Origin of the sequence: Mesorhizobium comanense, assembly GCF_005503535.1 — a bacterium.
Lineage (GTDB): Bacteria > Pseudomonadota > Alphaproteobacteria > Rhizobiales > Rhizobiaceae > Mesorhizobium > Mesorhizobium comanense.
In genome coordinates, this window is sequence record NZ_SCNN01000017.1 from 105652 (window position 1) to 121805 (window position 16154).

General features: G+C 65.4%; 12 protein-coding genes. 5 read left to right on the plus strand and 7 right to left on the minus strand.

Translation table 11 applies throughout. The features are described 5' to 3' along the window. Entirely contained in the window at positions 1-2058 is a 2058-nt protein-coding gene (locus FFS37_RS25155; protein WP_137933665.1) for a GumC family protein, read from the minus strand. Between the two features lie 355 nt (positions 2059-2413). On the opposite strand from FFS37_RS25155, the gene FFS37_RS25160 reads away from it, so the two are divergent. Both FFS37_RS25160 and FFS37_RS25165 read left to right on the plus strand, forming a co-directional pair. Continuing rightward, positions 2414-3916, plus strand: coding sequence for a glucosamine inositolphosphorylceramide transferase family protein (locus tag FFS37_RS25160; protein WP_137933666.1), 1503 nt, complete (start codon positions 2414-2416; stop codon positions 3914-3916). A 95-nt stretch (positions 3917-4011) separates the two neighbouring features. Next, entirely contained in the window at positions 4012-5220 is a 1209-nt protein-coding gene (locus FFS37_RS25165) for an FAD-dependent monooxygenase (protein ID WP_171026412.1), read from the plus strand. Positions 5221-5993: 773 nt separating this feature from the next. On the opposite strand, the gene FFS37_RS25175 is transcribed toward FFS37_RS25165, so the two are convergent. The 5 genes from FFS37_RS25175 to FFS37_RS25195 all read right to left on the minus strand — a co-directional run bounded on the left by FFS37_RS25175 (position 5994) and on the right by FFS37_RS25195 (position 10884). Then, positions 5994-6848, minus strand: a complete 855-nt coding sequence (locus FFS37_RS25175) for a sugar phosphate isomerase/epimerase family protein (protein ID WP_137933667.1) — start codon at positions 6846-6848, stop codon at positions 5994-5996. Between the two features lies 1 nt (position 6849). Further along, positions 6850-7626, minus strand: coding sequence for an ATP-binding cassette domain-containing protein (locus tag FFS37_RS25180; RefSeq protein ID WP_137933668.1), 777 nt, complete (start codon positions 7624-7626; stop codon positions 6850-6852). Next, on the minus strand, positions 7623-8615 hold the full coding sequence (locus FFS37_RS25185) for an ABC transporter permease (protein WP_137933669.1): 993 nt from the start codon (positions 8613-8615) through the stop codon (positions 7623-7625). Before FFS37_RS25185 ends, FFS37_RS25180 begins: the two co-directional genes overlap by 4 nt. Before the next feature lie 113 nt (positions 8616-8728). Next, positions 8729-9718 carry a sugar ABC transporter substrate-binding protein gene (locus tag FFS37_RS25190; protein WP_137933670.1) on the minus strand — a complete coding sequence of 330 codons (990 nt, stop codon included), beginning with the start codon at positions 9716-9718 and terminating at the stop codon, positions 8729-8731. A gap of 74 nt (positions 9719-9792) precedes the next feature. Further along, a complete protein-coding gene (locus tag FFS37_RS25195; RefSeq protein ID WP_137933671.1) occupies positions 9793-10884 on the minus strand; it encodes a LacI family DNA-binding transcriptional regulator in 1092 nt (363 codons plus the stop codon). 144 nt (positions 10885-11028) lie between these two features. Here FFS37_RS25195 and FFS37_RS25200 point away from each other — a divergent pair, with 144 nt between their 5' ends. The 3 genes from FFS37_RS25200 (at position 11029) to FFS37_RS25210 (ending at position 14431) form a co-directional block, all read left to right on the plus strand. Continuing rightward, positions 11029-12060 carry a hydroxyacid dehydrogenase gene (locus FFS37_RS25200; protein ID WP_137933672.1) on the plus strand — a complete coding sequence of 344 codons (1032 nt, stop codon included), beginning with the start codon at positions 11029-11031 and terminating at the stop codon, positions 12058-12060. Between the two features lie 934 nt (positions 12061-12994). Beyond that, positions 12995-13732: a helix-turn-helix domain-containing protein gene (locus tag FFS37_RS25205; RefSeq protein ID WP_137933673.1), complete on the plus strand. Its 738-nt coding sequence runs from the start codon at positions 12995-12997 to the stop codon at positions 13730-13732. A gap of 27 nt (positions 13733-13759) precedes the next feature. Next, positions 13760-14431 (plus strand): GntR family transcriptional regulator, encoded by a 672-nt coding sequence (locus tag FFS37_RS25210; protein ID WP_137933708.1) that lies wholly within the window; start codon positions 13760-13762, stop codon positions 14429-14431. 462 nt (positions 14432-14893) lie between these two features. Here the strand turns inward: FFS37_RS25210 and FFS37_RS25215 are convergent, their stop codons facing one another. Then, complete coding sequence (locus FFS37_RS25215) at positions 14894-16141, minus strand: NAD(P)/FAD-dependent oxidoreductase (protein WP_137933674.1); 1248 nt, start codon at positions 16139-16141, stop codon at positions 14894-14896. Positions 16142-16154: the final 13 nt, after the last annotated feature.

The following is a 16154-nucleotide window of genomic DNA, read 5'->3' on the forward strand; positions in this document are numbered from 1 at the left end:
TCAGGCTGCCTCGTCGACCAGCAAGGCGCCGGTCGGCAACCGCCCCATGACGGAGATCGCCTGCGAGGCAACCGTGACATCGCGCATCGGCGTCGAGTTCAGCGTCGCGACCATCACGATCTCGTCGACCATGGCGACCAGCGGCGAGGCGTTGAGATTGTCGGCCAGCGCGCCGCCGTCGACGACCACGAGGTCGAAATTGCGGCCCGCCTGCGCCAGCATGTGCTGCGTGAAGTAAATGCCCTGCGACTCGGAAAAGACGGCCTTCTGCCGGCCCCGGCCCAGCACCGCGACACTGCTGCCGGGCGCGTGCTGGCTCACCGCTTCGAAGGCGTATTCGCCGCGCAGCACGTCGAGCAGGCCCGGCTGCGGCTCCTTCTTGCCGCTGCCGGCATTGGTGTCGATGTAAAGCACGCGGCTGCCCCGCGCGGCGGCGGCATTGGCAAGCAGGCGCGCCACCCGGCCCCGGTGCGCCGCGTCCTCCGGTGGCGACGTCAGCAATATGGACGGCACCAGCGGCCAGTTCGGCGGACGCCGGCTGGAGGCGAACAGGCGCCGCAGCGCCAACCCCGCGACCGCATCCGTCTTTTGCCCGGCCGCTGCGGCGGCGCGGCCGAAAGGCCACCAGCGGCGGCCGCCACCCGACTTCGCCGGCAGCACGCCGAACACCGGCGCGTCGATGGCCGATTGCATCTGCGCGCTGGAAAGCACGGTCGGCGAGGAATATTCCGCGATCAGCGCCAGCGCCGTGCCAAGTCCCAGCCCGCCGAAGAGGGCGCCGAACAGCAGCAGCGGCAAAGGCGGCCAGCTCTTCTTCAGCGCCGGCATCGCCTCGGAGATGATGCGCGCATTGGTGCTGTCGACATTGATCTGCTCGCGCGTTTCCTGCGCGCGCTGCAGGTAGGTGGCATAGACCGAGCGCACCGCCTCCAGGTCCCGCTGCAATTCGCGCAGCCTGACGGAGGCCTGGTCGGTGTCGAGCGACTTGCTCTTCATGCCGGCGACCTTGGCCTCCAGTGCCTGCTGGTTGGCGAGCGCACGCTGGTAGTCGGCATCGGCCGCCGAGGCGATGCGGGCCAGCTCACGCCCGATGAGCGCGCGCGTGTCGCGCAATTGCTGCTGCGCCGCGATCAGCGCGGGGTGACGCGGTCCCAGCTGCGTGCCGAGCTGCGAGACCTGGTCGACAAGCGTCGCCTCCTGTGCCCGCAGGCTCGAAATCACCGACGAGCGCATGGCTTCCGAGGTCGCGTCCGGCGCGCCGCCGGAGCTGCGCAACTGGTCGACCTGCGCCTTGAGTGCGGCGGTGCGGCTTTGCGCGGCCGACAGCTGGGTGTTGATCTCGGTCAGTTCCTGGTCGCTGACAAGGTTGCCCGCCGCCATCACCATGTTGTTGGCGGACTTGTAGGCCTCGACGGCGTTCTCGGCCGCCTGCACCCGCTTGCGCTGTTCGTCGAGCCGCGCGGTGATGGAATCGGAAGCGTCGGTCGCCATCTTGGCGCGCGCGCTCCGCTGGTCGGCCAGATAGGCCTCTGCAACGGCCTGAGCCAGCATCGCCGCCTTGTCGGCGCTCTTGGCGGTGACGATCACATCGAGCACCAGCACCTTGTCGGCGCGTTTCACCGCCAGCCGACGGCGCAGCGAATCGAGCGTCTTGCCGGTCTTGTCGGTTTCGGCCGAACCCGAGCCCAGCAGGCCGCCGAGCAGACGGCTCACCAACCCGCCCTGCCCGTTGAACTCCGGATCCTCGGTCAGGTTGGTGTCCTTGATCGCGCGCAGGAGCACGCCGCTCGACTGGACGACGGCAACCTGGCTCTCCACCATGGTGATGCCGCCGTCGGGCGGGACACGGCTGGGATTGACGTCGTTAGTGACCACCTGCAGGTCCTGCGGGTCGACGATGATTTCGGCCACCGAACTGTACAGCGCCGGCGTGAGCAATCCATAGGCAAGCGTCGCCAGCGTCAGCAGCGCGGCGGTGGCGAAGATCAGGAACCGGCGGCGCACCAATATGCGCTTGAGATCGCCCAGCTCGACACTGGAGCTGGCCTGCGACGGCATCGGCGTCGGCTCCGGGACATAGTGAATGACTTCCGGAGCTTTTTGTTGCGGCAACGAGAGCAGGGATGATTGCAAAGGTCGCTCCGACAACACTCCATGTGCCTGCAAGTTAAAATTGCGGCTTCAACCCTAGCTATTCCTCCAACTGTTAAAACACTGTTAATTATGTTGGGAGCTCTTCTGATTTTTGGCACGGACTTTGCGTAGTAAAGGCACGGGCGTGTTGATAAAGGCGCGAGCGGCGGGAGACGGATGGAAATGGGGCGAAACTTCACTTTACCCCATCCCCCGGGCATCTCCGATGCCCTGATTTCGGACACGAGACGGATTTCGAACACGACACGAGGGGTGCGACATGCGGGTGAGCCTGCGCCTGGACAGTGAATGCCTGCGTGAAATCCACCTGACGCTGCTCAAGCGCCTCTCGGTGCTGGCCGATGTCGAGGTGTCCGCCGATGCGAGGCTTGCGGCGGGCGGTGTCCCCGGCAATGCCGCGGCCCTGTTCCAGCTTGAAACGGTCATCCACGGCCTGCCAGCGGACGGCGCGGCAAGGCGCGTGCCCCTGTCGGCGCTCGCCCCGTACGCGGCGCGGCCGGCGGCGGCGCCCGACCTGGTGATCGACCTCTGCGGCGACGTCGCCCGCGACGGTGCGCGCGTCTGGCGCGTCACCTATGACGGCGCCGCCGGCGAAGCCGCCCTGCTGGCGACGATCCTCAACGGCCAGACCCCGGTCGCCCGCATCGAAGAAAATGGCGCCGTTATCGCCGAGGGGCGCCTCGGCACCGAATATGGCGGCGTCGCCCTCGCCTCCTTCCAGGACATGCTGGCGCGCACGGCAAGCCTCGTCGTCGCGGCCGTGACCGGCGCGGCGCGCGCCCCCCTGCCCGTGTTGCCTGAACCGGCGCGGCCCGACGGCCCGCCGGCCATGCCCTCCGGCGTCAAGCTCGGCATCAGGGCCGGCAAGGCGCTGGCGCGGCGCATCGTCCAGAAGATCTACCATCTCTGCTACAACGCCCCGCACTGGAAAGTCGGCTGGCGCCGGACCGAAGGCCGCGACCTCTACGACCTGCGCGCCCATCCGGCGGCGGGCTGGCAGGATCTGCCCGATGACGGCAGCCGCTTCTACGCCGACCCGTTCCCGCTGCTTTACCGGGGACAGGTCACCCTGTTCGTCGAGGACTATATACACCGCACCGGCAAGGCCATCCTGTCGGCGGTGCCGTTCGGCCCGTCGGGGCCGCTCGGACGCCCCGAACCGGTGCTCGAACTGCCCTACCACCTGTCCTATCCGTTCGTGTTCGAGCGCGACGGCGAAGTCTGGATGGTGCCCGAAAGCTGCGCCAACCGCACGGTCGACCTCTACCGCGCCACTGCTTTCCCGGGCGGATGGGTCAAGGAAGCGACGCTTATCTCCGATATCGTGGCCAGCGACGCCACGCTGGTCGAGCATGGCGGGCGCTGGTGGCTGTTCGCCACCGTGCGCGACGGCGGCGGCGCCTTCTCCGACGCGCTGCATCTGTGGTCGGCGCCGGACTTTCGCGGACCGTGGACGCCACATCCCGCAAATCCCGTGCTGGTCGACATCGCCTCGGCGCGTCCGGCGGGGCGCATGGTCGAACGCAACGGCCAGTTGCTGCGCCCCGTGCAGGACTGCCGCAGGAGCTATGGCGCCGCGCTCGGCATCGCACGCGTCACTCACCTTGATTTGACTGGCATGGAGCAGGTCGTGGAGACCATCTTAACGCCTGGCGCATTATGGAATGGGCGCAAGCTGCACACGCTCAACGAGGCGGGCGGCCTGGAATTCATCGACGGCTCGGCGATCGCGCCGCGCTGGAAACAACGGCCCGGCCGTTAAGGTAAACAAGTGTTACTACCGGGTGCGCGCATGGGTTGCTTGAGGTTGATAAAGGGCTGGAAGATAGTTTCCACCACAGATTGTGGAGAGAAACAATGACCAGCAGAAAGGGTAACGACATGACTACCGCCGCGGCTGGCCAGGCCGAAGTCGACGTGGCGATCATTGGCGCCGGAATGGCCGGCATCACGTTGGCAACGGTGTTGGGAAACGCCGGCCGCAAGGTGGCACTCATCGATCCGCACCGCATCCATCACGATGAATTCCGGGCCGAGAAGATCGGCATGAGCCAGATGCGGCTGTTCGAGAAACTTGGCCTCGACAAGATGCTCATGCCTCTGGTCACCCCTTTCACGGACATTCATGTGTTCCGCCTCGGCCAGTACTTCGCGTTTGAAAAGAAGTGGGAATACGCATTCTCCTATGGCGAGCTGATCAACGGCATGCGCGATGCCTTGCCGCCCCAGGTGCCGCTGACGGTCGGCAAGGTAACCGAGGTCTCGACCGGACCGGACCGGCAGCGCCTGGTGCTGGCCGACGGCGCCGTCATCGACGCGCGCTTGCTGGTGGTAGCCACCGGCTACAGCGAAGCGATACGGCGCGCCATCGGCGTCGAACGCGTCGAACTGTCGAAGGCGCATTCGCTGTCGATGGGATTCGACCTCGCGATTGCCCCGCAGGACTGCGCCTATCGGTCCGTCACCTCCTACGGCAAGCGGGCGTCCGACCGCATCGCCTATCTCAGCGTCTTTCCCATCGGCAACAGGATGCGGGCGAACATGTTCGTCTATCGCACCGTCGCCGATCAATGGACACGGGATTTCCGTGACAATCCGCAGAAGATGCTTTGTGAACTCATGCCCGAGATCGCGGCGCAATGCGGCAATTTCGAAGTGGCAAGCCCCGTCGAGGTACGGCAGGTCAGTCTGACCTCGACCAAGGGCCATCGCCGCGACGGGGTCGTCTTCATTGGCGACGCCTTCGTGACGACATGCCCGACGCCGGGCGTCGGCATCGGGCGGGTCATGGTCGATGTCGATCAGCTCTGCTCGGTCCACATTCCGCGCTGGCTGGAAACGCCAGGCATGACGGCAGACAAGATCAACGCCTTCTACGACGACCCGATCAAGGTCGCTTCGGATGAGGAAGGCATGCGCGTGAGCGTCTACGCCAAGCGCATCACCACCGAGACCGGACTGGAATGGCGCGTAAGGCGCCTGCGCAACAACACCGCGCGCCAGCTGATGATCATCGGGCGCAAGGTGCGCCATCTGGGATTGCGGCGGGAGCCCGGAATGGCGTGAGGGTCCTCCCACTCTCTCGCGCCGTCGAAGGCAGAGGCGTCTTCCCTTCTCCTTTCCCCGGGGAGAAGGGAAGCGCTCGCCGTTAGGGCGGGCGCTGGACGGTCTGACAGGCGGACATTACCAAAGCAAAAGGCGCGATCGACAGACCGCGCCTCGCATTTTGTCAGGACTATGCCGGAACGCTCAGGGCGGCGGCTTGCTGCCCAAGGGAGCCGCCGTAACGACCGACAGCCGCTGGCGCTTCTGCCAGCTTGGCTTCTCGTATTTCTTCACCGGATATGCCCTCCGCATTGGATACCGCGCCAGAAGAACTGCTTCGTTGCCGGCTGTCAATTGTGACAGGATGGTTGCGCACGGCTTCGTGAACAGACCGCCATGGGCGCAGGCCCGTGCAGGATCCGGGTTCCTAGCCATGGAAGGGGCTACACTATGCACACATCTTGTGTGAATGGCTTGGCTGGTCAGGGTGGGGCTTGATTGCGATGTGGTTCCCCCAATCCGTCGCTGCTTCGCAGCGCCACCTTTCCCCCCTCCGGAGGGAAAGGAAGGGAGCCTTGCTGGATGAGTGTTGACGGCAAAAAAGCCTGGCGCCTTTCCTCTCCCCCGTCGATCGGGGGAGAGGTGTCGAGCGAAGCTCGACGGAGTGGGGGTCGACCGGCTCGGCATGGACAATGCATGCGCCAAGCGGCCATGAACACTATCGCCAAAGACCAGATGCTTGGAAATACGCGCATGCCGTAGCGCTTCGCGAGGCGAAGAAGCCCGCCACCTCCTCACCCCAATTGCAGCCCAGCCTTCCTGGCTTCCTCGCGCAGGAACGGCAACCCTACCCCAATCACATCGTCGGGATTCTCCGCCACAGGCCGCCACACGGCGAGCCCGCCGGCGATGTCGGCATCGACATGGTTCATGCTTTCCAGCGTGATGGCGCCGGTGTAGCCGATCTCGGCTATCGCTTTCATGCAGGCCGCCCAGTCGAGCATGCCGCGCCCGGGCACGCCGCGATTGGCTTCCGAGACGTGGACATAGCCGAGATAGGGCGCCGCCGCCTTGAAGCCGGCGTCAAAGCTCTCCTCCTCGATATGCATGTGATAGGTGTCGAGATGGATGAAGACGTTGTCGGCGCCGACGCGTTCGATGATGTTGGCCGCATCGATGCCCCGGTTGATCAGATGCGTCTCGTAACGGTTGCAGGGCTCGATGCCGAGCTTCAACCCGTGCGCCCTGGCGGCCTTCGCTGCCCGCGCCAGGAAGCGGCACATGCCGTCGATTTCCCCTTCCGTCGGCGCGCGTCCTGATGTCTTGCCGATCGTGCCGTAGGTGACGCCGCCAAGGGCCGCACTTCCCACCGCTTCACAGACGCCGAAGGCCGGCTCGAGAAAGGCCAGCGCCTCGTCGGGGCGCGCCACCACGTCGAGTGAGGCCGGCAGGCCAAGCGACGGAATAAGCTCGACATTCCACCGCCCGGCGAAAGCGCGTGTGCGCAAAGTGTCGATCTCTTCCGGGCGCAGCAGCGGGATTTCGAGCAGGCCGATGCCGAGCCCCTTCAGCCGTTCCATCTGCGGCTCGATCAGGTCGAGGTCCCAGACCGGCGCGATGGCGAAAGTGTGCAGTCCAAAGATGTTCATCTCAGCCTCTCTGTTCGTGCGCCGCCGCGGCGCTGGTGTCGCCGCCGCCGACGATGCGGCCGACGACTTCGTTCATGTTGGTTCTGGCGGTGGTGAGATTGGCCTCGGCCCGGCCGTGGCGCAGCACCACGATGCGATCGGTCACCGCCAGCACGTCATTCAGCCGGTGCGAGATCAGGATGACGGCGATGCCTTCCGACTTCAGCCGGCGGATGAGGTCGAGCACGCTCTGCACCTCGCGCACGGCAAGGGCGGCCGTCGGCTCGTCCATGATGACCAGCTTGGGGTTGAAGGTCAGCGCACGCGCGATCGCCACGGTCTGCTGCTGGCCGCCCGAGAACGAGCCGACCGAGCGGTTGATCGACGGCAGATGCGCGCCCAGCCGCTCGATCATCTTCTGCGCCTGCCGGTCCATCTCGGCCTTGTCGACGAAACCGGGAATGAGACCGAACAGCTTCTTCACCGGCTCGCGGCCGAGGAAGATGTTGGCGGCCACGTCCTGCTGCTTTGCCAGCGAGAGGTCCTGGTAGATCATCTCGATGCCGAGCCTTCGCCGCTGGCCCGGGTCGAGCGGCAGGATGTCCTTTCCGTCGAGCTGGATCGAGCCTGAATCGGCGCGATAAATGCCGGTGATGGTCTTCATCAGCGTCGACTTGCCGGCGCCATTGTCACCGACCAGGCCGATCACCTCGCCGGCCTCGACACTGAGGTCGACGCCATGCAGCACGTCGACCGCGCCAAAACTCTTGCGGATGCCTTGCAGGCTGAGGAGCGTCATACGCGGGCCTCCTTGCGCACCTGGTACTGGTCGATGAACACCGCCAAGATGAGCACCGCACCGATCGCCATCTGCTGGTAGTAGGATTGCACGGCGAGCAGCGTCAGCCCGTTCTGCAGCACGCCCATGATCAGCGCACCGATCATGGTGCCGAGGATCGAGGCGCGGCCGCCGAACAGATTGGTGCCGCCGATGATCGCCGCCGTGATGGCGGTGAGCTCGTAATTGATGCCCGCGGTCGGGTCGCCGGCATTGACGCGGGCGGTGAACAGGAGGCCGGCAAGACCGGCAAGCGCCCCCGACAGCGTGTAGATGATGCGGCGGTGATGCTCGACGCGGATGCCTGCCGCGCGGGCGGCACCCTCGCTATCCCCCAGCGCCAGCGTGTGGCGGCCAAAGCGCGTATAGGCAAGCAGGCAGTGCGCGACGATGGCCGTCAGCACCAGCAGGATGACCGGCATGGGCACGCCGAACGGCCTCCCTTGCCCGATATAGACGATCTCGGGCGGCAGGCCGTAGATCGCCCTGCCCTGCGAGATGACCAGCGCCAGCCCGCGCGCCAGGCCCAGCATGCCGAGCGTGACGATGAAGGCCGGCACGAACGCGCGCGTCACCAATTGCCCGTTGATATGGCCGGCAATGCCGCCGGCGATGATGCAGGCAAGCACCGCCAGCGGCCACGGCCAGCCGAGATTGACGGCGACGAACGCGCCGGCAACCCCCGACAGCCCCATCACCGAGCCCAGCGACAGGTCGAGCCCGCCCGAGCCGATGACGAAGGTGGCGGCGATCGCCAGCACGCCGATCGTCGAGGTCGCGAGCAGGATGTTGAGGAAGTTGCTGAGCGACAGGAAATAGGGCGACAGCACCGCCATGACGGCGCTGAGCGCCACCAGCACCAGCAGCGATTCCAGCCGGATGTGAAGCCGTTCGACGGCCGCGCGCTGCAGCCGGGACCAGAAGCCTGGCTGCGTCATGTCAGATGCCATTTCTTTACTCCGGATGAGCGAGTAGTAATTAGTAATTAGTAAGTAGTAAAAAGTATCCTCAACTACTACCTACTGCTCACTAATCACTAATCACTACTCACTACTCACTTCCCCTACTTCACATATTCCAACATCGGTTCCTTGCCGGCGTCGATGACCTCCTTGGTCAGCACCAGGGTCGGCACCGCGATGCTGTCCTCGACCTTCTCGCCGGCGAGCGCCTTCTTGACGTTCTCGACCGCCTGCTTGCCGACAAGATAGGGCAGCTGCGCGACGGACGCGTTCAAGCGGCCCTCCTTGATCGACTTCACCGCGTCCGAATTGCCGTCGACGCCGATGATGGTCACCTGCGGCCCCTTGCCGGCGGCGTAGACGGATTCGACCGCGCCCAGCGCCATGCCGTCATTGGCGCAGAAGATGGCGACGAGGTCGGGATGCGCCGTCAGCGTGTCGGTGGCGATCGAAGCCGCCTTGCCGCGATCCCAGTCGCCGGGCAGCGAAGCGACGATCTCCAGCCCGGGCGCCAGCTCCTTCAACTTGTCGGCAAAACCCTTGGCGCGCTTCTCGCCGGTGATGTTGCCCGACAGGCCCTCGATCACCAGCACCGGACCCTTGGCGTCCTTGCCGAGCTTGGAGGCGAGATATTCGGCCCCTTGCGCGCCGGCGGCATTGTTGTCGGAGCCGATATGGAAGGTCACCTTGATGCCTTCCTTGTCGAGCACCGCCTGGTCGAGATTGTTGTCGAGGTCGACGATCTTGACGCCGGCCTCCTGCGCCACCTTCAGGCAGGGCAGAAGGTTGGTCGAGTTGATGGCGGCGGTGATCATGGCCGCCGGCTTGCGCTCCAGCATGGTGTTGCACAAATTGAGCTGCGGCTCCGCCGCCTGGTCGCTCTCGGCGGCCTGCTCGAAGATCTTGACGCCCGATTCCTTGGCGCCGGCCTCGACGCCCTGGCTCATCGCGCCCCAGAACGGGTTGGCCAGCGTCTTCATCAGCACGCCGTATTCGCCGTCCTCGGCCTTGGCCGAAGTCGCGGCGCAAAGCGCCATGGCAACGCCGAAAGCCATCGTAAATCGATTTATCCTGAGAATGAACGCACTCATGTCTTCCTCCCTGTTGATGTTACCTGCCGCGAGCCGGGGCCAGGCGCGGCCTTAACCACTGTCGACAATGGGGGCTATTGTCGGTTTCCTCCCCCGGAATGCGAGCCGCTGCCTGGCGAGCCAACGGATTCCCGCATCAAAACCCGGCAGGGTTCGAGCCGCGCCTGCGGCGGCCCCTCCCCGCCCTCGATCCTTGCAAAAAGCGCCTCCATCGCGTGGCCCGCGATCTCGCGCACCGGCTGCACCACGGCGGCGATGGCCGGCCATGTCACCTGCATCCACTCGGCATCGTCGAAGCCGACCAGCGAAATGTCGTTGGGGCAGTGCCAGCCGCGCCGGCGGAATTCCGAGAGCGCCACCAGCGTGCCCTTGAGGAACAGCGAATAGACGGCGGTCGGCCGTTCGCCCTTCCCTTCGCCCTGATCCTTGCCCTCACACGCGTCGAAATAATCGCGCAGCTGCGCCCTGAGCGGGCCGACATCGCTTTCGGCCAGCACGACGTCGATGCGCATGCCGGGCGCCAGCTTCAGCGCGGCGCCGCGAAAACCGTCAAGACGTGCGCGCACCGTCGCCGCCTGCTCGCCAAGGCCGACGACCAGTATATGGCGGTGGCCCTTGCCGATCAGCTCGCGCGCCACCTCCGCGCTGGCGGCGGCACTGTCGGCCGAGACGGTGTCGAAGGCATCGTCCGACAGCACACGGTCGATCAGCACGCCGGTCATGCCGTTGGCCTTCATGAATTCGGCCGCCGGACCGTGCTCGTTGCGCACCGGCGCCAGCACCACGCCGGCGACGCGCCAGTCATGCATGCGGGCGAGGATTTCCTTTTCGCGCGCTTCCGATTCGCGGCTCGACGCGGCCACCAGCGTGTAGCCGCGCTGCTCGGCCAGTCCTTCGAGCTCGGTGATCATCTGGCCGAAGAACTCGCTTTCGAACTCGGGCATGATGGCGCCGATGATGCGGCGTTTGGCGCGGCGCATGTCCGACGCCAGCGGATCGACGCGGTAGCCCAACTGCTCGACGGCGTCGAAGACGCGCTGGGCATTCTCCGGCTTGACCGTGGTGACGCCGGCCAGCACCTTGGAGACGGTGGCCGCCGACACGCCGGCACGGCTCGCCACGTCGTGGATCGACGACCGCCGCTGCTGGTCCTGCCTACGTGCCATAAAACCTCCTCCCCGAGGCGCGGACATCAGCATTTTGCCCGCTGCCAAAATGAGTAAATCGATTTTTCGCAGTTGTAAATCGGTTCATCGGCGGTAAATTATCGGCGAAAGACGCGCACTTCGAGCGCGCCGGGAGGAAATGTCATGCCGAACAAGGATTTGCCGCTGGTCATCAGCGCGCCGGAACCGCGCACGCTCGACCTGATCTTCACGCCGCCGCAGCTGGCGCGGCTCAAGGCCGGCTACCGCATCGTCGAGACGACGGCGGATGGCGTGGCGAAGCTGCCCAGCGAAACGCTTGCCGAGGCGCGCTACATCATCGGCCAGCCGCCGATCTCGCCGCAGACGCTCGAGCAGATGAAGTCGCTGCGCTGTGTCTTCAACGTCGAGACCAACCTCCTCAACAACATGCCCTACGAGACGCTGTTCGCGCGCGGCATCCATGTCGTCACGACAGGCCTGGTCTTCGCCGAGCCGGTGGCCGAACTCGGCCTTGCCATGGCGCTGAACCTCGCCCGCGACATCGTCGATGCCGACCTCGCCTTCCGGCAGGGCAAGGAATTGTGGGGCGGCGACGGCAATCTGACGGCGCGTCTCTTGTCGGGCGCCGATGTCGGCATCATCGGCTTCGGCGATCTCGGCCGCGCACTGAACCGCCTGCTGACCGGCTTCCGCACCCGCACAAAAGTCTTCGATCCCTGGCTGCCGCCGTCGATCCTGATGGACAATGGCGTTGAGCCGGCCTCGCTCGACGATGTCCTGTCCTCGAGCGACTTCGTCTTCGTCGTCGCCTCGGTGACCTCGGAGAACCAGGGCTTTCTCGGCACCGACGCCTTTGCCTCGATGCGCAAGGGCGCCGCCTTCATCCTGCTCAGCCGCGCCGGCGTCGTCGATTTTCCAGCCCTGATGGCAGCCGTGAAAAGCGGCCATATCGTCGCCGCCAGCGACGTCTTCCCGGAAGAGCCGCTGGCCCCGGATCACCCCGTGCGCGCCATCCCCGGCTTCCTGCGCTCGGCCCACCGCGCCGGCGCGCTCGACATCGCCTTCAAGCGCATGGGCGACATGGTGCTGGAGGACATGGACCTGATCGATCGCGGCCTGCCGCCGCTGCGCTCCAAGCGCGCCGAGCGCGAAACGGTGTCGAGGATGCGCTCCAAGCCGTCGGACAGGAACTGACGGCGGAGCGGAAAGACTCGTCCGCGCGCGTCAGGGTCCGTCCGGCGGCTTTTTCTGCGACCGAGAGCGGCAACAACGCGGCACATAATTGTCGGCTTACTGCGGAATCCAAGCCATTCTCTCCCCTTTTTGTGGGATTTTGGCACCGGCACGTCCGTAAATCAGTTGATGCCGAGGGGTCAGCACCAGAAACGTTTGACATGAACTTTTCCCGCGCGTCTCCTATGCAGGTCAACGTTGAACCAGGGGGAATGAAATGAAGAAGAATTATTTGAAGCCGACGCTTATCAAGCGACAGAAGCTGTCTACGGTCACCGCTCAGCTTTGTCCGATTTCGAAGTGCCCGGACTAGTTCGTGCTCCCGCGGGGCGCTCTTTTGAAGGACTGGGGCGTTTTACGGAAAACAGCGAACCGCTCTATCTCGGGCATATCGAGGCGAAGGGGAATTAGATGAAGAAGACCTATCAGAAGCCGCTTCTGGTGAAGCGCGACAAGCTGTCGGTGGTGACGGCGTTCTGCCCCATGTCAAAGAGTTGCGGCTGATCCGGCATTTGGGCCGACGCCGTATCTGCCTGACAAAGACCGTCTCTCCGGGGGTGGCGGCCTTTCCGTCGTGATGGAACGATCGTCCCGCTGGGATGTTCTGGACTAGGCCCGGGCGGTGGGACGCCCGGCCTACTCCAGAAGGCCCGTCGCGATTCGCGTCGGCGGCGGGCCTTTTCATTGCCTGCTTTCCATTACCTGCCTGCGCTTTTTCCTGCCTGCGATCGATATTGGCCAAAGGTCCTATGCGCGGATGTCTGCGGATCGTGTGATTGGTATGATAAATACGATATAAGCTATCGCTTAAATAACTGGTTCGCCCAATATCTGGTTCGCCCAGTATCTGGTTCGCCCAGTATCTGGTTCGTACGTCAATCTCGGGGATGATGTCGTGCCAATTCGCGAAAACCTCGCCGCCAATCTCAGGCGGCTGGTCAAAAGCCATGAATCGGTGAGCGCGGTCTGCCGCGGCATCGGCATCAGCCGCACCCAGTTCGACCGCTACCTGCAAGGGCGGACCGTTCCCAACAAGGTCACGGCCAGGCTGATCTGCGACTATTTCGGCATCGACGAGAACGAATTGTACCGCGAGCCCATGGCGGCGGACGATGACGGACACGCTTCGCTGCGCCACAGGCTCTATGAAAACCTCGTGCGTCCGCCCTCGCCCGCCCTCGCCGGCGGCACCTATTTCACCTATTTTTCGGTTCCCGGCCGCGCCGACCTGCTGATGCGCTCGGTTACCTTCGTGCGGCGCGAGGCCGAACTGGTCACCTTCAGGCGGGTGACGCGATGGGCTCCAGGCGAAGGCCGGGGCGCCGCGCGGGTGCCCGGCAACCATTACGGGGTGGTGATCTCGCGCCTCAACTGGATCTATTTCAGCGCCCTGAACAGCCGCCAGACCAGCGAGCCCTCGATCATAGCCGTGCAGTGGGCGCCGATTTCGGAGCCAGTCCTGATCGGCAGGGCCATGGTGCTGACCGGATCCGGCCCGGCCTTCGTCTCCGCCATCATGCGCCAGGACCTCACCAGGATCAGCCGGCGGCAGGCGATGCGCATGGCCCATATCGTCAAGGCCGATGATCCGGCCGTCGATCAGCTTGTGGTCAGCCTGATGCGCGAGGGGTAAGGTGTGCCGGCACAACAAGGGCTGGCGATGCTCAACAGTTTCGACTACGGCGGCAAGGAAGCCGATATCGTCCGCGCGCTGGAGGAAGACATCATCTTCGGCAGGCTGGCGCCGGGCACGCGGCTGGTCGAGGACGCGCTGCTCGCCCGCTTCCCGGTTTCGCGCCACGCCATAAGGCAGGCGCTCTACCAGCTGGAAAGGCTGGGCATCGTCACGCGCGAGCGCAACAAGGGCGCCATGGTGCGGCGTCTGTCGCCGCAGGAAGTGCGCCAGATCTACGAGGTGCGCGAAATGCTACAGCGCCAGGCCGCGCTGATGATCCGGCTGCCGGCGAGCGGCGCGCTGATCGCCGAACTGACGGAAATCCACCAAATCTACAGCCGCCATGTCGATGCCGGCTACCTGCGCGGCATCCACGAGGCCAACGACCGCTTCCACCTCACCATGTTCTCGGCCTGCGGCAACGCCTATCTCGTCTCTTCGATCGAACACTACATGCGCCTCAGCCTGCCGGTGCGAGCGAACTCCTTGGCTGACCGGGAAAAGCTCGAAATCTCGCGCCAGCACCATCTCATGATGATCGAGGCGCTGAAGCGCGGCGACAACTGGGTGCTGGCCCAGCTCTGCGTCGACCATCTGCAGCCGAGCAAGGCGTTCTATCTGCGGGAAGTCGAGACGGGGGCGGCAGATGCGGATTAGGTGATCCAAGGAGAGCCGTGAAAGGGTCTCCGTCTGGAACTGGCTGATTCCGCTGTATCAGGGCCATTGTCTTATGCCGCGTTGGTCGACCCCCACTCCGTCTCGGCTTCGCCGAGCCACCTCTCCCCCGATCGACGGGGGAGAGGAAAGGCGCCATGCTTTTTTGCGCTCGACACTCGTCCAGCAAGGCTCCCTTCCTTTCCCTCCGGAGGGGGGGGAAAGGTGGCGCTGCGAAGCAGCGACGGATTGGGGGAACCACATGACAATCAAGCCTGGCAGCCGATGATCGCTCATGTCGTTACTCCTAAAAGCACCGGCAGCAGCAAGTGCAAGGCCCGCAACCTCGTCGAACGCATCTTCAACAGGCTAAGCAATTCCATCGCATCGCAGCTCGACATGACCCGTCGGCAGAAAGCTACTCGCCTCCATCCGTATTTGGCTACGCAGCAGCGAGCCTACGCCCTAAAACCGCCCGGCCGAGAACGGCGCCAGCCTTTCGCTGTTCAGCCGCCGGCCGGCGACGAGGTCGGCGACCATGCGCGCGGTGACGGCCGACAGCGTCAGGCCGAGATGGCCGTGGCCGAAGGCGTATATGACATTGGCATTGCCGGGCGACGGGCCGATGACCGGCCTGGAATCGGGCAGCGACGGCCGGAAGCCCAGCCACTGCGATGATGGCTGGCCGAGCGCGGGGAAGAACTGGCGCACGCCCCGGTCGAGCAGCGCCAGCCGGCGCGGATTGGGCGGCGAGGCGAGCCGGCCGAGTTCCACCGTGCCGGCAACGCGCAGCCGGCCGGCCATCGGCGTCATGTAGAAGCCGAGATCGACCGGGCAGACCGGCCGCGTCAGAAGCGGCGCGCCGGTCGCGAATTCCAGGTGATAGCCGCGCTCGGTTTCGAGCGGGATGCGGTCGCCGGCCCGTGCCGCCAGCGGCCGCGAGAAGGCGCCGGCGGCGATCACCGCTTTCCCGGCCCGGACGTTCAGTCCGGGGCCGCTCAGCGCCACCCCGCCGGCATCGGCGCTCAGCCCGCTTATCTCCCCTTGGCGCAACACCACGCCCCTGGCCGTTGCCGCGGCAAGCAGGCGGTCCATCATCGCCTTGGGATCGGTCAGGTTCATCGATTGCGGGAAATAGAGGCCGCCGCCCTCCACGGCCGGCAGGCCGGGTTCCAGCGCGGCCACTTCATCGGGCTTCAGAAGCGCCTGGTCGACACCGAATTCGGCGCGCAGCGCGCGGCTGGCGGCGCCCTCATCGAGGTCGCTCGCGCGGCGGTAGAGATAGAGGCAGCCATTCCGGCGCAGAAGGTCCCCGGCGCCGGCATCGGCAACCATTTCCTCCCAGGCCGGCAGCGCATCGGCCAGCAGGCCGGCCATGGCAGCCGCATTGGCGCGCGTCGCTGCCGGCAGCGACTGGCGCACGAACCGCGTCAGCCATGGCGCCAGATGCAGGAGTGCCGACCAGCGCAGCGAAAACGGGCTGTCGGAATTGAAAAGCAGCTTCGGCAAGGCGCGCAGCACGCCCGGATTGCCGACCGGCAGGCAGGCATATTCGGCGAGCGTGCCGGCATTGCCAAACGAGGCGCCCGAGCCCGGCTCGTTGGGATCGATGAGCATCACCTCGCGGCCCTCGGCGGCAAGGCGCAGCGCCGTCGCCAGCCCGACCACGCCCGCGCCGATAACGGCCACTTCAACGCTGTTCGAAGATGCCACGGACTTGTCCCCC